This window comes from Bifidobacterium sp. ESL0827 (genome assembly GCF_052606685.1).
In genome coordinates, this window is the sequence record NZ_CP199597.1 from 382,999 (window position 1) to 404,974 (window position 21,976).

A 21,976-nucleotide genomic window follows, 5' to 3' on the forward strand; every position below is an offset into this window, starting at 1 on the left:
TTGTGTTGGGGGATTGGCGGGGCCACCCTTCGGCTGGACTAACTTGGGGTTTAGTCCAGCCGCTTACTCGGGTGAAGATTCTAGACGTGCAGGGCGCGGGTTTCGCGCCGGTGGCGTCCGGCTGCGGCGGCGCCGGCTGCGGCGAGCAGCCCGGCGGCGAGCAGGAGGACCATGCTGCCGTTGCCACCCGTCAGGGGCAGGACGCCTTCGTAGGTGTAGGACAGGCGCGCCTGGGTCTGGCTGACGCCGCCCAGTGTCCAGTCCACGGCTACGCTGGCCTGTCCTGGACTGTGGGCGGGCGTGGCCAGGGTGACGGACCCGTCAGAATTCTGCCGCAGGTGGTCCACGGCCGTCTTGTCGAACTTGACGCCGGTGATCAGCAGTTGTGGATCGAGTGCTACTGGTACTGGTACGAGGCTTTTAGCAGCGTCTACGTATTCTCCGGTGGGGATGCTGGTGTTGCCGAGCTGGCCGTACTGGTTGTCGCCCCATGCGTACGTGTTGCCGTCCTGGCCGATGGCCAGAGATTGGCCTCGTCCTGCGTTGATTCGTGCGGCTGCGAGCCCGGTGCCGGCGCTGCCCTGGCCTGCGGGCGGCGACACGCGCCTGGGGGTGGGCTGGGTGCTGGTGGTGTTGTTGCCGAGCTGGCCGTTGGTGTTCCTTCCCCATGCCCAGGTTGCACCGCTCTTGTCGATGGCCAGAGAGTGGATTACGCCGGCGCTGATCTGTGCGACTTGGAATGGCTGGCTGGAGTCTGTGGGGTTTCCTACCTGCGTGGGCGTGGGCCTGCTAATTTCCGTGTTGTCGCCGAGCTGCCCGTAGTCGTTGTACCCCCATGCCCAGGCTGTGCCGTCCTGGCTGATGGCCAGGGCGTGGAAGCCTCCGGCGCTGATCTGCACGGCTTTGAAGGCCTTGCTGGCATCCTTGGGATCGGGCACGCGTGCCGGGTCGGCGGCGTACGTGGTGCTGCCTTCTCCTGTGCTTTGGCCGTTGCCGAGCTGCCCGTAGTTGTTGTATCCCCACGTGTATACGCTGCCGTCCGTGCCCAAGGCCATGATGAAGCCCCAGTTGGCGCTGACCTGGGCCGCGTGCAGCCCCTGGCTGGAGCCGTTGGGGTCCCTGGCCAGGGTCGGGGTCGGTTTGGACGTGCTGTAGTTGTAGTGATTGTTTCCTTCGCTGCCCCAGGTGTAGACGCGCCCCTGCGGGTCGATGGCCGCCGAGTCGTAGGCGCCGGCGCTCACCTGGACGGCCTTGAAGGGCTGGCCGTCCGCGCCCTTGACTGGCATCGGACTGGGATGGGTATTTCTGTCCTGGCTGCCGTTGCCGAGCTGGCCCTGGTCGTTGGCGCCCCAGGCGTAGACGGTCTGGTCGGAGCCGATGGCCAGCACGTGAGCCCCGCCTGCCGCGACCTGCGTGTAGGTGAAACCGGAGGCCACGCCGTCGGGCAGGGGGACCCTGGCCGGCGTCTTCTGCGTAGGCGTCTTGTCTGGATCCTGGCCCAGCTGCCCGTACTGGTTGTTGCCCCAGGCGTAGGCGTTCCCGTCGCTGGCCACGCCCACCGAAAGGCCGGGCGAACCCCCGGACTGGTAGCCGCCGGCGCTTATCTGGCTGAAACGGATGCCGCGGCTCAGCTTGGGCGGGGTGATGGTCGCCTGCTGGCCGCCCAGCACGTTGCCCTTGTCTGGGCTGATCGACCAGCCGCCGGTGTTGGCGGGGCTCCAATGCGCGACCAGGGTGATGTCTCCGGTGACCGGCTGGCTGAAATCATACGCCACTTTGGAACCGCCATTGGCATCCTTGAGGAACCAGCCGTCGAATAGGAAGCCGTCCTTGGACGGATCAGGATAGGGACGTGAAGCCTGATTTCCATCTGTAACCGATTGTTGAGCGGGCATGCCGGAAACCGTGCAGTCGGTACATCCCTTGGCGAAGTTGACCGCATGATCCGCACCGTCGTATTTGTAGGACAATACGGCATCGGTTTGCGGTCCGTTCATGCTCCAGGAGATGACCACCTTTACCCATCCCGTGGCATGTGCAGGAGGCTTGAGCGACCAGTAATTGCCCTGCTGGTCTGTTTGCATTGCTGAATAGCTGACAGATGCGCCATCGAACAGGGCTCTAATGAGGTTCGCAGACTCAGGGAAGATGACCCGGCTGGCCTGCATTACCTGCGTTGATGGTGTGCGGTTGTTGGTGTTGCCCAGGTTTCCGAAGTCGTTCCTTCCCCAACCGTATGCATATCCGTCGGATCCTATTACCAGGGTGGTGTTCCCGAAGCTGCTGATGGCTTGGTATGTGAAAGGCTCGCTCACATTTGCAGGATGCATGGCACGGAAAGGAGTGTCCCAATTGTAGCCTCCGGAGGGTTTCTTGCTTTCGTCGACGCCCAGCTGCCTGTCGGCATCGGATCCCCATCCGTAGACCTCGCCATCATTGCCGATGGCCAGGGAGTACTTGTATCCCGCATTGACCTGGGTGAAGCGGAAGGTGCTTGGGGCCCCGGCAGGATGGACGACCTTGCTGGGTATGGCGACATACGCATGGGGGCCATCTGCTTCAGAGTTGTTGTTGACCGGGTGACTGGGGTCGCCGAGTGAGGCATTGTCGTTGACTCCCCAGGCATATACTTCGCCGTTGCTGCCCAGCGCTAAGGAGTGCACGTAACCGGCGCTGATCTGCGTATAGGAAAAGGTCGAAGCATCCACGTTGGCTGGTTTGGAGACCTTGACCGGCTTGTTGTAGCTGCCGTCGGAACTGCCGTTGCCTATCTGTCCCCACCGGGCATCGCCCCAGGCATAGGCGTTCCCGTCATTGCCAAGAGCGAGCGAGCGGTAGTAGGTCACGCTGATCTGGGTGAATTTGAATGAGGACGGTACATTATCCGGCTTCAGTACTTTGACAGGCGAATAGGAATTCGTTGTATCGCCGATTCCCAGTCGTCCATAGAGACCTGCGCCCCAAGACCAGGCGTTGCCGTCACTGTCCAAGGCCATGGAATGCTGCTCCCTGGTGCATACCTGCTCGTAGTGTGTACCTGTGCTGGCATCGAGCATTGTCGGGGTTGTTCTTCTGGTCCTGTCTCCCAGGCCAAGCTGGCCGGAGTCGTTGCGGCCCCAAGCCCAGATGTGGCCTTGGTCATCCAAGGCCAGGGAGTTGCGCATGCCCGCACTGACCTGGATGATGTGGACCGACTGTGGGAAGGTAATCAGTTGAGGCGTGTAATGGTCCTGAAGTGTGCCGTCGCCCAGCTGCCCGTAGTCGTTGCTTCCCCATCCGTAAGTGTTGCCGTCTGAGCCGATGGCCAGGGTGTGTCGGTCGCCTGTGCTGATTTGGGTGAATTTGAGGCCACGCGGTGTGGGCGGCCTGAGCTGCAATTCATTGCCGCCTTTGGATGGCCCGTGCCATGGGCTGAGATTCCATGAACCCTTTTTGCTGGTCCAGTGGGCTTGCAGGGTGATGTCTTTGGTGACGGGCTGGCTGAAGTCGTAGGCGATGTCGCCGGTGAACCAGCCGTCGAACAGGTAGCCGTCCCTGGTCGGGTCGGCCGGTCTTGTGGCCCGGCTTCCGTCGTTGACGTTCTGGGTTGAACTGGCGTGCTGGTCCTCGTCGGAGAAGGTGACGGTGTGCGTGGCGGAGGATCGCGTCAGCAGGGAACGGCTGTCGTCGCTGGGCGTGGGTTGTGCGGACGGCGTCGGGTTTGTCGGGTGTAAGGGTGATGGGGTGGCCAGTGGTGACTGGGGTGTTTTTGATATGGTGGCTGGCGTTGCCTTGCTGGAGATAGTGCCGGAATTTTGCTTAGCTACGCGAGGGGTCTGACGACCCCCCCCCCCGGTGCCTTCTGATGTGGTCGGCGCGTTGGCACCGGCCACAGCAGACTCGCTGGCCGTAGTGCTGGCATCGGCGCTGGTGCAGGCAATGAGGCCTAGAGGCAGGATGACAGATAGCAGAAAACTGACGGCTGCAGCTGGTCTGATCGACATGTGCTGATGCTGACGCATATTAAGCATGATCCCCTTCCCCAAAGGCTGACGCTGCCGACCCCTGCCGGTAAGACACCCTCGGAGGCTTCCTAGACGCTTTGCGCGTCCCCATCCCTTTTCATGAGAGTTTGAACAGAAAGCCCTGCATCCTCCAACTATACTACCTGAGGATAAAATCCTCTCAGATGGAATGTCGAGGGAACATCGCCAAGCAGGACTTCTGATGCAGTGGCCCGCTGAATTGGTCGGCAGTTCCGGATCAGGCAGACCAACCGGCGATCAGGGCGTGCAGGCCTTTGCGGTAGCTGGTCTCCATAAGTGCACTGATTCCGTCGCCCGGAGAATCGAACAGCCTCTTCAGATCATCAAATCCTCGGGTATCCTCGGCCAGCTTTTTTGCAAGTTCCGTATTGGTCCGGCCACCCGCACCGCCGACCGGGGGAGAGGCCTGGGCGATGGCGCTACCCAAGGTCAGTCCGGCCAGGCTATTGAGCAGGTGGATGGTGTCGGAATCGACCTTGAGCCCATGGGCGGTCAGCTGGTTCAACCAGGTGCTGACCATGTGGAAGGACTGGTCGGTGTTGATGGGATGCGTGGCCATGAGAGGGAGGGCCCGGGGATGCGAAAGCAGCGTCCGGTGGACCTGGAGCATGACATCTTCAAGCGCTTGCCGCCATCCCATGCCCTGGGGTATGGAGTCCAGGTCGGTGGCTGACTGCCAGATGAGCTCGACGATCCCATCAAGCAGGGCGGCCTTGCTGGGCACATGGCGGTAGATGGCTGGCCCGGACACCCCCATCTGCTTGCCCAGGGCGCGGATATTCAAGGCGTCCAGTCCATGTTCATCGACGAAATAGAGGGCGGAACGCAGAACATAGTCGCGGTTGAGCGTCGTCTTGACGGGTGCCTTGGGTGGGTCAGCCATGCCTTCCTCACTCCTTCCGCTGTACTCCTCTCTTGAATAGTACCGTTGCCAGGAGAGCCAGGGCGACCAGGAAGGCCAGCAGGATGCGCAGATCAGGCCAGACTTCTGCCATCCCGGCATGTTTGAAATTGATTTTTCCTACGGCATCCATGGCCCAGTAAATGGGACTGCCCTTGGCCAATTTCTGGGCCCAGTCCGGGAATCCGGAGACAGGGCTGAGTGCCCCGCCCATGCCAGCCAGGAGCATGCCAAGAATGTTGTTGAAGGACATGGCCATGTTCTGGGAGGACGAGAAGATGTAGAGCAGCAGGCCGAAGAGGGTCAGCACAATTGAAATGGCCAGGCAGACCGCGGCCAGGGCCAGGACTGATCCATTGGGTCGATAGTGGTAGAGCGCCGACCCGATCAGCATGACCAGAGCGACCTGGATCACCTGCACCATGAAGGACACGCTCAGTTTGGCCATGACCAGTTCGAGGACGGAGACCGCTGACACCCGCATTCTGTCCCAGGTGTGCCATTCGTGCTCCTGGAAGAAAAGCTGGAGGACCAGTTGCAGGGAGAACATGGAGAAAAGGATGGCGAACCCCGGCAGCGCCTGCTCGGATCCGTTCGCGCCCAGATGCCCCTGGGCTCGCAGTGAGTCCCGGTAGGAGGGCAGCATGAAGGGGATGATGATCAGGGGAATGGCCACGATGACCGCCTGCAGCCAGATGCTTCGCAACTCGATTTTGAAATTCAGGCGGAACGCCGCTAGATATCCGTTGAAATGCATGGCGCTCACCTGTCTTCCCATGCTCGTGACCCGGCCGGGTCGCTTGAGGATGTACCCATGACGGTCATGTAGGCCGATTCGATGTCAGGCTGGACGATGGTGATTGACGCCAGACGGGCATTTTTCATGACCGGCTCCTGCAAGAGGCGGGCCAGCTCCTGCTCTGGGCTGGAAACCGGGTGATCGGGCTCCAGGAAGCCCTCTGTCATCTGCCATCCTGGGATCTGGCCTGGTGCCTGACCGACGAAGGAGATGCGCAGGGATGCCCGGGCATATTTGTGGAGCACCTCCTGCAGGGAGCCCTGGACCTGGATTCGCCCGTCGATCAGGAAGGCGAGGTCCGCGCCCATCTCTTCCAACTCCTTGAGATAGTGGGTGGTGTAGATGATGGTGGTGCCCTGCTGGCTCATGGCCTTGACCATGTAGAGTATTCTGGCGCGGGCCTCCACATCCGCCCCAACAGTGGGCTCGTCCAGGAAGAGCACCGGGGGATTGTGGACCATGGCCATGGCGGTGTGGAGGCGTCGTTTCTGCCCTCCCGATAGATTCTCGGCTGATGTTCCTGACTGGGATGCCAGCCCCATGAGCTCTATCAGTTCGTCGGCTCTTTTGTTGCCCTGATTGGTGCTCAGTCCTTGCAGACCGGCCAGGCCACGCAGATTGTCTCGGACGCTGAGGTGGGGATAGATGCCCAGGTCCTGTGGCGCGAGTCCGATGACCCGGCCGACGATGCGTGAAGAGGTTCGATAAGGGTTGTATCCCTCGACTGTGATGTGGCCCGAGTCCGGCTCAACCAGTCCGGTCAAGGCCGAGATCAGGGTTGACTTTCCTGCTCCGTTCCGGCCCAGCAGACCCAGGATGATTCCGCGTCTGACCTGAAGATCCACACCCTTGAGCACCTGCCTGCTCCCGAATGATTTACGCACCTGTTGACAGGACAGGGCGTATTCCCCTGAATTGGTTCTTGCAGGATGCAAGGTATACCTCCTGATGATTGTTGCTAATTAACAATGTTAACTATAATAACATCGTTAACAATTAATCTTGCATCATTGTGTTGCCGCATCGGCTCTTGGTGGTGATTATGAATATGAAACCGAGTAGGGATTTCATCCTTTAATGAGGATCTGTTGAGGATTTGTGCATTCTCTCGCGCAGTATGGTCCATCAATGCTGATTTATCTGCAGTAATTATCAGCGGCATTTATCAGCAAAGCGCCTTTGATCTGTGTCGGGCGGTCTCGGCGCGCTCGCAGACACTTTGTCCATAGACGTTAGGGAGAGCGTGTTTTTCCTCATTATTGCAGTGAGTACTATGATTTTCGTTAGCAGTGTTGGGAATCCGATAACTACTCTTCGACGAAGAAATTATAGGGGATTTATGTCTACGGGTGCCGGCTTGTTGGATGCTATTGACACCGTCTTCTCCGCAGTCACCGCCTACTTTTACAGGTACTGGAAGCTTGGTAGCAAGCTGTTTAGTAATCGGATCTTGCCTGAATGCAAACACAATTACTGGTCTACGTTGTTCGATTAATCCTCGCGTACGAATCAGAAGCTGACTTTCTTGCGGTTTTGATGGTGGTCGGGTCTTTTATGGTTCTGATCTTCCTTATCTGGCTGAAGGGTTTGAAGATCTGGACTCCGGTCGCCAAGGGAACTGCTTTAGATAGCTGGAGCGGTCTTTGCTCCGCGGACGGTGGGGAATTTCAGCAGTGGGATTGTTCAAGTGTGGACCAGACACTCTTTCTGCTCACCGGGGCACGATTTTGTGCGCTCCACTCTGCCTCGAGTTCGCTGTTGTTCTGGTCCTGTACTGAGGACTTACAATTTTACGAACACCAGCTTTTAGGGTCCGGTTGAGGCAATGACAGTAGCGAGCTCGGTAGAAGACTGTTTTTGCAAGTGTTTGCTAGGGGAAACCTCTGCCTTGCAAAACTCCAATTTATGCGGTCCATATGGGTAACAGCCTAAAAAGTGCTCACTGATTTGATGAATTCACCAAGGCTCTTTGATTTCTTATCTATAACTGAGCAGGAGTGAGCTAGGGACGAAAGTGGTGGGTGGCTCCGTTGTGTTGGGGGATTGGCGGGGCCACCCTTCGGCTGGGCTAGCTTGGGGTTTAGTCCGGCTGCTTACTCGGGTGAAGATTCTAGACGTGCAGGCTGCGGGTTTCCCGCCGGTGGCGTCCGGCTGCGGCGGCGCCGACCGTGGCGAGCAGACCGGCGGCGAGAAGGATTATCATGGTGCCGTTGCCGCCTGTCAGGGGCAGGACGCCTTCGTAGGTGTAGGACAGGTGCGCCTGGGTCTGGCTGACGCCGTCCAGGGTCCAGTACACGATCACATCGGCCAGCCCCGGATTGTGGACAGGCGTGGCAAAAGAGACGGACCCGTCAGGATTCTGCTGCAGGGAGCTGACCGCCGCCTGGTCGAACTTGACGCCGGTGATCAGCAACGTGGGGTTGAAGGCGACTAGGGTCGGGGTGCGGCTCTGCGTCAGACTCTGCTCGGCTCCAAGCTGATTGTAGCGGTTGTCGCCCCAGGCGTAGGCTTTGCCGTCCTGGCCGATGGCCACGGAATGGCCCCATCCTGCACTGATGCGTACGGATGCGAATCCAGTGCCGGATCCGCTCTGATCTGCAGGGGATGAGACCGGCCGTGGCGTGGTCCGCTTACTGGTGGTGCCGTCGCCGAGTTGTCCATTGGCGTTGTTGCCCCAGCCCCAGGCTGTGCCGTCCTGACCTATTGCCAAGGAATTCCATGTGCTTGCGCTGACCTGTTGGGCCTTGAGATTAGGCACCTGCTTGGGCAACGTCTGATAGTCGGTGCTGAAACCAAGCTGGCCATTGTTGTCCATTCCCCATGCCCATACCGTGCCGTCCTGACCTATGGCTAAGGCGTGCCATGCGCCCGCGCTGATCCCGGTGACCTGCAATCCTTTGCTGGTATCCGTGGGATCGCGCACCAGCGTAGGGGTGGAGGAGTAAGTGGTCCAAGTTCCGTTGGTCGAGGACCCGTTGCCGAACTGCCCCCAGTTGTTGTATCCCCACGCGTATATGTTGCCATCAGCGTTCAAAGCCATGATGAAGCTCCAGTTGGCGCTGACCTGGACCGCGTGCAGACCCTGATCGGTGCCGCCCGGATCGGCTACTAGGGTGGGCTTCGGTTTGGCAACGGAATTTGCAGTGCTGATGCTATCGCCGAGGGTTGTGGTTTCGCTTCCCCAGCTGTATACCTTGCCTGTGGTATCGATGGCGACCGAGTCACAGGCTCCGGCGCTGACCTGGATGGCCTGGAACGGCTGGCCCGTACTGGGGTTGATGACAGCTTCCGGCTTGGTGTGGACGCTCGTGTCCGTGTTGCCGTTGCCCAGCTGGCCGAAATCGTTGCGCCCCCAGCTGTAGAGGATGCCGTTGGAACCGATAGCCAGAGTGTGAGATCCCGCTGACGAAATCTGTGTGTAGGTGAAGCCTTCTTTTACACCCTCTGGCTTGAGGACCTCGGTTGGTTTGTCTCGCTGCTTGTTGTCGCCGGTTCCCAGTTGCCCGTAATTGTTGTTGCCCCAGGCGTAGGCATTCCCGTCACTGGCCACGCCCACCGAGAAGCCGCGCATCTCCCTGTTTTTGGATCCGCCGGCGCTGATCTGGTTGAAGCGGACGCCACGGCTGGTTTTGGGAGGCGTAATGGTCACCTGCTGGCCGCCCAGCACGTTGCCCTTATCAGGGTTGATCGACCAGCCGCGAGTGTCGGCTAGGCTCCAATGCGCGACCAGTCCAACATTCTTGGTGACGGGCTGGCTGAAATCATAAGCCACATTGGAATCGCCGTTGGCGTCCTTGACGAACCAGCCGTCGAACAGGCAGCCGGCCGCCTGCGGGTCAGGATACGGGCGCTTGACCTGCTCGCCCTCAGTTGCGGACTGATCTTTGGGCATGCCTGAGGGTGCTGGGCAGGAGCCGCCATCGGAAGAGAACGCGATATTGTAAATACCAAAGTATCGGTAGGTCAGGTGCACATCGGGCTGCTGGCCGTTCATGCTCCAGGAGACGGTGACATCCGTCTTGCCTCTTGCATGCTTGGGTGTGGTGACGCTCCAAGTGCCGTCCGTATTCGCAGTCAGATTCGTTCCCGCCGTTCCGCCGAAGTCGACTGAGCTGAGAGTGGCTGCTTCAGGGAAGGGTGTGAGCTTTGGGGTTCGGATACCTGTTGATGTGTCGACACTGTCAGTGAGTCCTAATTGGCCGTACTTGTTGTTGCCCCAGCTGTAGAGGTTGCCATCCGAGCCTAAGACCAAAAGGTAATCGTCGCCAGCGCTGACCTGTGTGAAGCTGACCTGGCTGGGAGTGCCGGTTATGGGCGTTCCCCCATACTTTCCCCAGCCGTAGAGCTTGCCATCGGATCCCAATGCCAGGGTGGTTCCTCTTCCGGCGCCGGCCTGCGTAAAGCTGACTCCGCTCACGGTGAGCTTGTCTGGATTGACATAGAAGGCGCTGGATCCGGTAGCCCCTCGTCCTATCTGTCCATTGTCGTTCCATCCCCAGGCGTACAGGGTGCCATCAGAGGTGAGAGCGAGGGAGGAGTCGCTTTTTGCGCTGATCTGGGTAATGGTGACGGTATCGGGCAGTTGAGGTTTTACGAGTGTAGTGCTCCAGTAGGAGCTTGAGTCGCCGTTGCCCAATTGTCCATGGTTGTTGCCACCCCAGCTGTAGACGCTGCGATCTGAACCTATGGCCAATGCATGGTCGTACCCTGCGCTGACCTTGCTCCATGTGATTGTTGCTGTTGATGGATTCTTGATTGGGCTTGGCGTGATATGGGTCTGCGAGTCCCGGATTCCGATTCCCAGCTGTCCCCATTGGTTGCATCCCCAGCTGTACAAAACGCCGTTGGAGCCGATTGCCAGAGAGAATTCGCCGCCTGCACTGATTTGCGACCAAGTAAAGGTTGTTGAAGTTCCTGCGGGTTTGGCGACAAGACCTGGCTGGACACTATTGGCTGAATCAATACTGCGGCCCAGCTGACCGAAGCTGTTGATGCCCCAGCTGTAGAGGTTGCCGTCCGAGCCTATGGCCAGGGAATGATCGTATCCTGCGCTGGCCTGCACCCAGGTAAAGTCGCCTGATGCTCCTGCGGGTTTGGCGACCAGGCCTGGCTTGGCATCGTATGTGGCCGATCCGATGTTGCGGCCCAGCTGTCCATTTTGGTTGCTGCCCCAGCTGTAGAGGTTCCCGTCCGAGCCTATGGCCAGAGAGTGGCTGTTGCCTGCTTGGATTTGGCTGAATCTGATGTCTTGCCTTGTAGGCGGCGTAATAGTGGCCTTGGTATTGCCGGTTTCGGGCCCGTGATCAGGGCTGATGCTCCAGGTTTCAGAGCCTTTGGTCCACTTGGCGGTGAGGGTGAGATTGTCGGTGACCGGCTGGTTGAAGTCGTAGGCAACCGGAGTATCGCCGATGAACCATCCGTCGAAAAGGTAGCCGTCCTTGGTCGGGTCGGTTGGCCGTATTGCGCGCTCGCCATCTGTGATTGTCTGGGTTGTATCGGTGCCTAGGGGATTGCTGAAAGTAACGGTGTATTGGGTGTTTGAGCGCGTTTGTGGGAGGTTATGGTGGGAGCTGCCTTCGGTGCCTGTTTTCCCTGGCATGGAATGAAGAGGGGAGGATGTGGCTAGTGGGGAGGATACGGCTAGCGGAGATGGTGAAGCTAGCGGAGATGGTGAAGCTAGTGGAGATTCAGGTGTTGTCGGTGTGCTGAGCGATGTTGCCTTGCTGGAGGAAATGCCGGAATTTTGCTTAGCTACGCGAGGGGTCTGACGACCCCCCCCCGGTGCCTCCTAGTGCGGCTGGCGCGGCAGTGTCGGCAGCACTAGGCTCGCTTGCAGCAGTGTCAGCTGTGGCAAAACTGCCTGCGATAAGGCTTGCGGGCAGGATTATGGCGAGCAGAATACTGACGGCCATAGCTGGTCTACCTGTTGTGTACGAATGCCGACGCATGCTAATTACGATCCCCTTCCCCAGGAACAGCGGCCAAGCTATCAGATATCCCCATCTTTCAAGCCAGCCGTAGGCCAGGTACAATCCTGACAATCTGAAACAACTTTATCACACCTGGCCTTGTAGCACTCAGGCTATAGCTGCAGTGGGGCTTCTTAACGGCAATATTTGGGTTGTGAAGGTTGATGAATATCGGGTTTCGTTGCTTACCGTTCCACGACTTCGGAGGCTCTGGACAGCAGGCAGAATGGGACGCACGTTTGCTGTTTTACTTGTAGCTGCTTTCGGTCAACTTCCTGCTGCTCGATTGCTCGTTGACCCAGCCTTCATAAGTTTCGGATATGCGGGTCGAGCAACGCAATTAATTTGGTCCCACTCGGTTGGTTGCAAGAGAGCTTGTGTGGGTTGCCTTGCGCGATCTCGATTTGTGCGAATGGGAAGAAATTCTTTCCGTCACCTGCTGGGTAATTTATGTCAGAAGAAGAACGCTGCATGGCTTGCCCGTTCACCTTGCATTGCGCGGCTTCAGCCCGCTTGAGATCGGCTCGCTGTGCCAGTACATACAGGGTTCCCGATTTGTTCGCAGAGATGGTTTTGACACTGCCGTCACCAGAAACGTTGTACTTTGTCAACGATGAAAGATAATTGGAGACCTGTTTCACTGATGGCTCTGACCTGTTCGATCCCTGGCAACCCGAGAACAGGGACACACTCATCAATACTGCTACGAGAGCGATTATTTGTTTTTTCCAGATAGCCCCAGCTGTTCTTGCGTTGCTGTGGAATTGGGCTGGCAATGCCGTGAGCCGTCCCACGCGTACCTGGGAATCCCGCTCATGCGCCTCTGCCGGATCAAAGTCTGCCTGTCCAAAAGCCTTTGTCTCCTTCATCAGTTCTCCTTAGGCAAGTAGGGGAGGGCTCACAACATTGTTCATTAGATTTAAGTCTCATAACCCAGAAGAGCGGTTATTGGCTAAGGCAAGCTTAGCTCTTTCTCTAAGTATACAAAATATTTGCCGACTCGATATTTGCCGACTTGTATCATTCGCGGTCGAATGCTGGCCGTATTTACCTGGTTAGCCACCACTCTGCCTCTTAGTCGGGTAGCCTCACGGGCGCGATCCTCACCTTCTGCAGGCCAAACGCCACAGCGGGTGCTCTCAGGGCAGCTGGTCCATATGCCCGCTGTAGTCATGGTTGACCGGGTTGGTGTTCCAGGGGTAGGGCAGTGCGGTCTGCGGATAGATGTCCGCCAGCATGTCGTAGCCGGTCGGGTCGTATTCGCGTAGCTCGTTCCTGGTGTTGAGCGGGCCTCGGACGCCGTCCCAGTTATCGTCGGCGCTCTCGGCCATGACGTTGAACCACATGGAGGTCAGAGTGGCGAAGTACTCCTCGATGTTGCCCATCAAGTAGGTGTGGGGCCAGAGACCCGTCTCCTGTGCATGGCTGTATGCGGTTTGGATTTGGTGAGCCAGGCTCTGATCCTCAAGGCGGTTGATGCCCAGCAGGTGGATGGCGTGGCCGAATTCATGGGCCAGTATGGACTCATTGGGGTAGCGGGTCTGGTGTACGCCCTCAGTGATGCGTTCGATCTTGGCGGCGGAGATAGATGTGACCGGGTCGCCGATCATGCCTCCATAGCCTTCAACAGGCCGCTCCATGATCTGGGCGCCGCCGCGGTGCTCGGGTATGTCATAGACATCCTCGTGCAGCCCGTAGATGGCGACCCTGGCGCCCTCGGCGATCATGGTCTTGGCTACCTGCGGCGATGCGGACAGCATGGTGTCGATCAGATCGGCCGCCAGCAGCCGGGTGTGGTGCTTGACGTCGTCCGATGATTCGATGGGGATGCCACAGTGGCAGTTGGTGAACTGGGTGTACTGGTAGTGCCAGTTGTTGACCACGATCTCGACCTCCGGGTCGGCCTGCTGGCCTTGGCGGTTGACGATGGCCGCGTCCGCACGTATGGTCAGGCGTCCCAAGACAGTGAAATCCAAGGGTTCCTTGGTAATTAGCGTGGACCGTTTTTTGATGGGCTCATAGACATTGAGTAGGTTCCACTCCACGTCGGTACTCTCCATCAGCGGCAGAGGATGGTCGTCCAGGGAAAGGCGGAAGTGCTGGGGATCGGCGGCTCCTTTCACCTCCTGGTCCCAGTAGAGTTCGATGCGTCGAGAATCGATCATCTGGCTAAAAATCACCCGAGGTGGATTGGTATGAGGCATTGGGGGATCTCCCTTCATCGCGGAATCACCTTGATGTTTTCATCCTATGGGACTTGTGGGCGAAACCTCTTTGACGGGGACCATTGAGTCAATAAAAACCACCTATTGTTCCCTTCGCTTAACCCTACGGCCGGGTTCAGTGGGAATTGAAATGCCGCTGGTGAAAGGTTCTGCGGTAGCGGGTGGGGCTGATGCCGGTGCTGCGTTTGAACACCTTCATGAAGTATTTATCGTCCTTGTAGCCGACGATGGCCCCAATGCTTTCCACTGTGTCGTCGGTCTCCACCAGCAGCGACTTGGCCGCCTCCATGCGGAAGCGTTCGATCTCCTGTGAAATGGTGATGCCGAACTTCTGCCGGTATTTGCGAGACAGGTAACTCTTGTTGTAGTTGAAGTAGTTGGCGATCTGCCCCAGGCTGATGGGTCCCAGAGCGTGAATGCGTATCCAGTCGCGCACCGGCTGCAGCTCGTGCAGATTCATGGATTGGGTGTGCAGCAACTGCCTGGTCTGCATAGTCACCTCATAGAGCACGCAGGCCAGGATGGCGTTCAGATAGCGTTGGTCGCCGTGCATCTGGCAGACGTCCAGCAGCTGGTTGGTGATGACGGTGATTCGATCCATGAGCAGATTCTCACTATAGGCGGGCAGGAGGATGCTCGAAGTCTCATCTACACCGGGGTCATCGCCAGTGCCCTCGACTGTGGTCAGGCCGGGTAGACTGAAATGCATCCAATCAAACTTCAGGCTCTCAGTGATTGTCCGGAACCCCTGATGCTCCAGGTTGGGCGGGACGATTAGGAAGGTGCCGGGCCCGACCATGTAGCGCGTATCGCCAATCTGCAGCGGCAGCATGCCTTGGATGTTGCAGATGATTTCGAAGGTGCTGATGATGCGTCTGCTGTGCTGCCAGCCCGGGTCGCCGATGAAGGTGCCGGCAGAGACCAGCTCGGGCTGGGGCCGGCTTTCCTGGTCATAGAACAAAGTCATTAAAGTCGACCTCTCATCGGGAAGAATCGGTAAAAATGCTCCACGTATTGTGAATTCTAAGCCACCAGACATGAAATGCACCGTCGTTACCATTGAAGTCAGCGTAGGCAGTGGGGCCTAGCACGTCAGAAGGAGACGGAACGACTGTGGCAGATTGGACCATACCAGCGCAGGGGTTGGTGACCCAGGTGGCTGTAAAGAATCTATACCTCAAAATCATCCACCTTTTCTATAAATACACCACCATTCCGGGAGCGATGCAATCATGAAACACACGGAGAGCACCTTGGAAGAGGTCAGGGATGACAAGGGCTTCTTCGGACATCCTCGCGCCATCGGAACCCTGGCTCTGGGCAATTTCTGCAACTCGGCCGCCTGGGGCGCCTTCTACGCCCTGATGATCTACTACCTCTACACCCCCTTCTCCAAGGGGCTGGGGTTCTCGCAGGGGGATGCGGCTCTGATGATCGCGGCCATGGGGGCAGCCAACGGACTGCTCAATATCGTGGGCAGCTGGCTGTCTGACAGGGTCCTGGGAATGCGTAAGGCACTGATACTAGGCAACCTACTCAAGGCCACAGCCTTCTTCATCCTGGCTATACCGCCGACCAGTCAGGTCTTCGGGCAGACCATGGCCTACATCGCCCTGGTGCTGCTGTCCATGCCCATTATGGGAATGTCCAATGCCTCCCTGACCGGGCAACTCTACCGCAAGGAGGATGCCCGCAGGCGCGACGCGGCCTTCACCATCCACCAGTTCGCCAACACGGTGGCTGGGATCATCACTCCGGTCGTGGTGGGCCAGATCGGTCTGAGCAACTACCATATCGGCTTCGCTGTGGCCGGGGTCTTCGCCCTACTCTACGGCGCGGCCATCTTCTTCACCCAGTACCGCTTCTTCGGACCCCTGGGCGAGGCTCCAATCAAGCCCCTGTCGGCCAGGGAGCGCCAACGCATACTCAAGGGTCTGGTCATCGGGTTGGTTGTGTTGGCACTGGTCATCGCCGCCCTGGTGATGACCAAGCATTTCAACCTAAATGCCATCATCAATGCTGTCACCACCTTCGCCTTCGTGGTGCCCATCTGCTTCCTGGTCAACCTGTTCGCCAAAAAGGACCTGACTGCCCGTGACCACACCCATCTTCGGGCCTTTCTCTGGTTCTTCTTCGCTCAGATTGTCATGGCCCTGGGCGCCACCCTGCTTACCAGCGCCATCGCCATTTTCCTGGACAAGAAGGTCAACCGGGTGATCTTCGGCATCACCATCGCTCCAGGCTCGCTCCAGGTCATCTACATGGTCATGGATCTGATAGCCGGTCCCGTCTTCATCTTCCTGTGGACCAAGACTCGTGCCGGAGCAATCCGGACCACCTATAAGTACGGTATGGGGCTGCTGGTCACGGGTCTGGCCTTCTTCACGCTGACCATACCCTCCCTGATTCTGGGCGGAAGTGGATCCTCCGGCTACTCCCTTTGGTGGGTGCTCATCTACTACGCTTTCATGGCCCTGTCTGACCAGCTCGTTGGTCCGATCGGCAGCTCTCTGGTCTCGGGACTTTCTCCTGAGTCCTACGAGACCCAGCTGCAGACCGCATGGAACCAGACCGCAGCCATCGGCAATGCCATTGCCATCATCTTCTTCAAATTCTTCCAGACGGCCGACCAGCAGGTCTATCTCTTCCCCATCGTGGCTGTGGCCTTGGTGACTGTTGCGCTGGTGCTGGCCGTTTTCAGTCGTCGCATAGAAAGGCAGATGGCAGCATGAGTCAACAATTCAATATGAGCGGGCCTATTGACATCAACCAGGCCAGCGTTGACGACCCCTTCTGGTCAGCCGAGCAGGAGCTGGTCAAAACAGCGGTCCTGCCCTACCAATGGAGGGCCCTCAACGACCGGGTGCCTGGCGCTTCGCCCAGCTACTGCATGCACAACTTCCGCGCCGCCGCCGCGCTCAATAAGAGGTTGAATGGGCAGGAGGGGGGCGAAGACTTCCAGCCGCCGACTTACACCAATCAGGGATTCCACTGCCTGCCGGAAGACCCGGCTCATCCCGATTCGGACAAGTTCTATGGTTACGTTTTCCAGGACTCCGACTTCTCCAAATGGGTGGAGGCCGTGGGGTACTCGTTGGCGCATCATCCGGATGCCGAGCTGGAGCGGCTGGCCGACGGGGCCATCGACATCGTCTGTGAGGCACAGCTCAACAGCGGATACCTGGATACCTACTACATCCTCAACGGGATGAACCGGCACTTCACCAATCTCAAGGATCATCATGAGCTCTACTGCCTGGGCCATCTGATTGAAGGTGCCATCGCCTATTACCAGGGCACGGGCAAGACCAAGCTTTTGCATGCGGCCGAGCGGTTCGCCGACTATGTGGCCGCGACCTTCGGGCCGGGCGACAATCAGCTGCATGGCTATCCGGGTCATGAGATCGCCGAGATGGCTCTGATCCGCCTGTACGAGACCACCGGAATCAAGCGATATTTGGACCTGGCGGCCTACTTTGTCAATCAGCGGGGAACAAGCCCCCTCTATTTCGAGCAGGAGGACCGGCAGAGGGCAGCCTATGAGCATGCCGACTTCACTGTCGATGACAGCAGGCCAGCACCCTATGCCTACTACCAGGCCCATGAGCCGGTGGCTCAGCAACGTCAAGCCGTGGGTCATGCGGTCAGGGCCGGGTATCTGTACGCCGGAGCTGCCGATGTGGCCAGGCTGACCGAGGATCCTGCACTGAATGAGGCGGTGCATGCCCTCTGGCGTGACATCGTTGACAAGAAACTCTACGTCACGGGAGGGGTGGGTGCCGACGCGGATGCCGAATCGCACTCCTATGCCTATGACCTGCCCAACGATACTGGATATTGTGAGACCTGCGCCTCTGTGGCCCTGGTCTTCTTTGCGCGGAGAATGCTGCAGCTGGAGCCCAGGTCCGAATATGCCGACGTGATGGAGCTGGCCCTCTATAACACAGTGCTTGACGGCATGGCCATGGATGGCAAGAGTTTCTTCTATGGCAATCCCCTCGAGGTCAGGCCACAGACCAAGCGGAACAAGGATCCCCGCTACAGTTACGTGCCCATCGTGCGCAAACGGTGGTTCGGTTGCGCATGCTGCCCGCCCAACCTGGCACGGCTGGTCGAATCGGTGCAGGATTACGCTTACACCTTGGCCGAGGATGGGTCCACGCTCTTTGTACATCTCTACATCGGCGGAAGGATCCAGACGGACCTGGGGGAGGGGTCGATCGCACTGCGGGTGCATTCGGAACTGCCTTGGAAGGGTCGAATCAGCCTGGATGTGGAGGCTTCTGGCCACGGCCAGACCACTCTGGCCCTCCGTCTGCCTTCCTGGGCTGGCGGCGATGCAGCTGCCGATGCGGTGACAGTCCACACAGGCCAAGGCTCCTCGGCTGTCATAAGCCGACGTGTGGAACAGGGGTACCTCTACCTTTCCGGCCCCTGGAAGCAGGGCGATCGGATCGACATCGAATTCGACATGCCAGTGCGTGTCGTTGCCGCCAACCCTCTGGTCAGCCAGGATGCAGGTAAGGTGGCGGTGACTAGGGGGCCTATTGTCTACTGCGTTGAGGAAAGGGATAACGGGGCCAACCTGCACCTGCTGCATCTGGACGGCAGCGCCTTGTTGGATGATGCAAGCCGTGTGAAAGTCGAGCCCTTCACCTTCCAGGCAGGAGCGTACCTCGACGATCCTCAGGCCGAAGGCCATGTCGACAAGATCAGCCGCAGCATGGTCAGACTGCAGATACCCGCCTGGCGGGAGTCAGCAGAGGGAGCTGATACTGCTCCGCTTTACCGTCAATGGCAACCGGTCCGTCGCATGCCGATCACTGCCACCCTGATTCCCTATTTCGCCTGGTCCAACCGTGGCGAAAACGAGATGAGGGTTTTCCTGGACGTGGATTGAAGGCCATTCGGGACCTTTGCAGATCATGCCTGCATAATGACAGGTTATGTCTAGGCGTTGATGGAGGCATCCGCTTCCGGATACTGTTGACTCATAAAGACATAACTTATCGGAGTGCCTTGGCCATCTGTGTCGATGGCTTCGGGGCCGTGACATTGCCTTGGTCCGCCCGCAGGGAGCTTCGTTTCAACGAGGAGGTTACACATGCTTCAGATTGCATGGTCGGACGTGGTGGGGGTCATGGATGCCATCAAATGGTATCTGGTGGTCTTCGCGCTCATCGTCCTTGCTGCCATTATTGTTGCGGCGGTTACCCGCATCTGGTCTGCTCCAGTTCGCAAACTGGTTCGGTCCAATGCCATAGCCGTGCCCTTGGTGGCTCTGGTTGCCGTGGTCAGCATGATACTGACAGGGCCCATGTCCACACTGTTGAATCTGTCCATGAATTCGGATGCTGCAGGGAAGGCGACGATTTCGGATGCCACTACCGCCAAGGCCGGCAAGGTGGCCAGATCCATCGCGGGAGAAGGATTCGTGCTGTTGAAGAACGATGATGGCCTTCTGCCGCTCACTAAAACCAGGAAGCTCAACCTCTTCGGCTGGGCCTCTGAGAATCCAGTTTACGGAGGGACGGGGTCGGGCGCCATCAATGCCAGCTATGATATTCAATCCCTCAAGGATGGTCTGCATAAGGCCGGTTTCCAGACCAACGATGAGTTGAGTTCGCTCTATTCCAAGCTAGGCAAGCGGGATTCATCCAACAGCACCTTCAACAAAGGCTGGTCCCTGCCAGAGGTCACTGCCGACCGCTACACCGATGATGTCATGGCCAAGGCCAAGGCCTTCTCGGATACGGCGGTGATCACGCTGGCCAGGGTCGGCGGTGAGGGCTACAACGACATGCCTCAGGACATGAGCCAGTTGCCTGCCGACAAGTACCGCAACAATTCCGACAAATATGCAGACTTTCAATCAGGGGAATCGTATCTGGAGGCCTCGCGCACAGAGCGGGACATGATCGACCTGGTCTGCAAAAACTTCGACAAGGTCATTTTCCTCTACAACGGATCAAACCCCATGCAGTTGGGATTCCTCAGGGATCATCCTCAGATTCGTGCCGCCCTCTGGGTTCCTGCGCCCGGCAATGTCGGATTCGATTCCCTGGGGGAAATTCTCTCCGGCCGCATCAATCCGTCTGGACGCACTACCGACACCTTCCTCTATGACATGCGCAAGGCGCCATGGTGGAACAATGCCGCAGCCACGGACTATGAGAATCTGAAAAGCAAGGCCGTCAGCCTACCGGTGGCCAAGGGCATCACCTTCAAGCTCAAGCCGTCATACATCAACTACGTGGAGGGTATCTACGTCGGGTACAAGTATTACGAGACGGCCGCCTCCGAAGGTGCCATCGACTACGACTCCACGGTTCAGTTCCCATTCGGCTACGGTTTGAGCTACACCAGTTTCAGCCAGCAAATGTCCGACATCAAAGACGAGGGCGATTCGCTCGGGTTCACCGTCACTGTCACCAATACCGGATCCGCTTCAGGCAAGGATACGGTCGAGGTGTACTCCAATCCGCCCTACACCAACGGCGGCCTGGAGAAAGCCACAGCCAACCTGATCGCTTTGAAAAAGACCCGTCTGCTGGATCCCAAGCAATCCCAGACCGTCAAGGTGTCCATTCCCAAGGAACAGCTGGCATCCTATGACTATCTGGGCCACAAGGCTTATGTGCTTGAACGCGGTGCTTACGAAATCTCCATCAAGTCCGACTCACATCACGCGATCGATCATAAGGAATATACGGTCGACAAGGACGTGGTCTATGGAAAAGGCAATCCCAGGCCCAGCGACAAGACGGTGGCGACCAATCATATCGACGAAGTCGCCGGCGACGTCCACTACCTGTCCCGCAAGGATCATTTCGCTAACTATGAGCAGGCGACTGCTGCCCCTGCGCTGAAGGAGCTTCCTAAGAAGTATGTCGACCAGTACCATACGAACGCTGATTTCGACAGGGCTACATACAGCCGCAAGCAGGATGCCATGCCCACCACGGGTGCCAAGAACCATTTGAAGCTGGCTCAGCTGCGCGGCGCATCGGCTGATGACCCTCGCTGGGACAAGCTGCTTGATCAGATGTCAGTCAAGGATATGTCCGAGCTCACCTCGATGGCCGGCTTCCAGACGGCTGCTGTTGATTCCATTGGCAAGGTGGCGACAACGGATGCGGATGGTCCTGCGGCCATCAACAACAACTTCACCAAGAAGGGTTCGCTTGGATTCCCGGTAGCCGTGGTTCTGGCCAACACCTGGAGTGCAGACCTGGCACGGCAGTACGGTGAAATCATGGGGAAGATGGCACGTGAGATGGGTATCGTCGGCTGGTATGCTCCGGCAATGAACACTCATCGGACCACCATTGGCGGCCGCAACTTCGAGTACTTCTCGGAGGATGGCGAACTTGCCGGCGTCATTGGCGCCAATGCAGTGGCAGGAGCCAAATCCAAGGGGGTATACGCCTACATCAAGCATTTCGCCCTCTACGATTCGAATGCAATGATGGTCAGCATCTGGTCCAATGAGCAGGCGGCCAGGGAGGTCTATCTACGGCCCTTCGAGATGTCCGTCAAACAGGGCAAGGCCGACGCCACCATGGTCGGCTGGGACTACGTGGGCACCAAGTGGTCCGGAGAACAGGGATGGATCAACACGATTATGCGCAACGAATGGGGCTTCAAGGGCATGGCTCTTACGGACTCTTTCGGTGCTGACGGTCGTGGCTTCATGAATGCAGACAACGCTCTGCCCAATGGAGTGGATGCCATGCTCTCAACCTATGGGAACGGCCCCAACGTGGTCGACGATCCCAAGTCTCCGTCATCGGTGAAGTACCTGCGCCGTGCCAGCAAGCACATCCTCTATACGGTGGTGAATAGTGGCGCTTACGACGACGGTGGAGCGAAGGCGAACGCCATGCCGGCCTGGAAGAAGATAGTGATCGGCGTGGATGTCCTTACGGCCATACTCGCGATTGCCGCCGAGGTTCTATTCATTAGACGCTATCTGCGTCGGCGCTCGCAGGCTGACGCGGTCGTCTCTGGTCGTGGTGACCTGACGGGCCAGAATGGACAGCAGGAATCCTAACGAT

Annotated in this window: 11 protein-coding genes; 3 read left to right on the forward strand and 8 right to left on the reverse strand. The window is 58.2% G+C overall.

Annotated features, from left to right (window positions below):
* Window positions 1-80 precede the first annotated feature (80 nt).
* From ACUIAI_RS01415 to ACUIAI_RS01450, 8 genes are all read right to left on the reverse strand, one after another.
* On the reverse strand, window positions 81-4,001 hold the full coding sequence (locus ACUIAI_RS01415; protein WP_445342390.1) for an RCC1 domain-containing protein: 3,921 nt from the start codon (window positions 3,999-4,001) through the stop codon (window positions 81-83).
* 241 nt (window positions 4,002-4,242) lie between these two features.
* Complete coding sequence (locus tag ACUIAI_RS01420; protein ID WP_445342391.1) at window positions 4,243-4,908, reverse strand: TetR/AcrR family transcriptional regulator; 666 nt, start codon at window positions 4,906-4,908, stop codon at window positions 4,243-4,245.
* Between the two features lie 7 nt (window positions 4,909-4,915).
* The gene (locus ACUIAI_RS01425; RefSeq protein WP_445342392.1) at window positions 4,916-5,683 is read right to left on the reverse strand and encodes an ABC transporter permease; all 768 of its coding nucleotides are present in this window, start codon (window positions 5,681-5,683) and stop codon (window positions 4,916-4,918) included.
* Between the two features lie 5 nt (window positions 5,684-5,688).
* A complete protein-coding gene (locus ACUIAI_RS01430; RefSeq protein WP_445342393.1) occupies window positions 5,689-6,609 on the reverse strand; it encodes an ABC transporter ATP-binding protein in 921 nt (306 codons plus the stop codon).
* 1,226 nt (window positions 6,610-7,835) lie between these two features.
* Window positions 7,836-11,324: an RCC1 domain-containing protein gene (locus ACUIAI_RS01435; RefSeq protein ID WP_445342394.1), complete on the reverse strand. Its 3,489-nt coding sequence runs from the start codon at window positions 11,322-11,324 to the stop codon at window positions 7,836-7,838.
* 675 nt (window positions 11,325-11,999) lie between these two features.
* Window positions 12,000-12,563, reverse strand: a complete 564-nt coding sequence (locus tag ACUIAI_RS01440) for a hypothetical protein (protein WP_445342395.1) — start codon at window positions 12,561-12,563, stop codon at window positions 12,000-12,002.
* A 270-nt stretch (window positions 12,564-12,833) separates the two neighbouring features.
* Window positions 12,834-13,859: a hypothetical protein gene (locus ACUIAI_RS01445; protein ID WP_445342396.1), complete on the reverse strand. Its 1,026-nt coding sequence runs from the start codon at window positions 13,857-13,859 to the stop codon at window positions 12,834-12,836.
* A gap of 175 nt (window positions 13,860-14,034) precedes the next feature.
* On the reverse strand, window positions 14,035-14,886 hold the full coding sequence (locus tag ACUIAI_RS01450; RefSeq protein WP_445342397.1) for a helix-turn-helix domain-containing protein: 852 nt from the start codon (window positions 14,884-14,886) through the stop codon (window positions 14,035-14,037).
* A gap of 265 nt (window positions 14,887-15,151) precedes the next feature.
* On the opposite strand from ACUIAI_RS01450, the gene ACUIAI_RS01455 reads away from it, so the two are divergent.
* The 3 genes from ACUIAI_RS01455 (at window position 15,152) to ACUIAI_RS01465 (ending at window position 21,972) form a co-directional block, all read left to right on the forward strand.
* Window positions 15,152-16,651: an oligopeptide:H+ symporter gene (locus tag ACUIAI_RS01455; RefSeq protein ID WP_445342398.1), complete on the forward strand. Its 1,500-nt coding sequence runs from the start codon at window positions 15,152-15,154 to the stop codon at window positions 16,649-16,651.
* Window positions 16,648-18,819: a glycoside hydrolase family 127 protein gene (locus ACUIAI_RS01460; protein WP_445342399.1), complete on the forward strand. Its 2,172-nt coding sequence runs from the start codon at window positions 16,648-16,650 to the stop codon at window positions 18,817-18,819. The genes ACUIAI_RS01455 and ACUIAI_RS01460 overlap by 4 nt, the downstream gene beginning before the upstream one ends.
* A gap of 204 nt (window positions 18,820-19,023) precedes the next feature.
* On the forward strand, window positions 19,024-21,972 hold the full coding sequence (locus tag ACUIAI_RS01465; RefSeq protein ID WP_445342400.1) for a glycoside hydrolase family 3 N-terminal domain-containing protein: 2,949 nt from the start codon (window positions 19,024-19,026) through the stop codon (window positions 21,970-21,972).
* The last annotated feature ends 4 nt before the right edge of the window (window positions 21,973-21,976 follow it).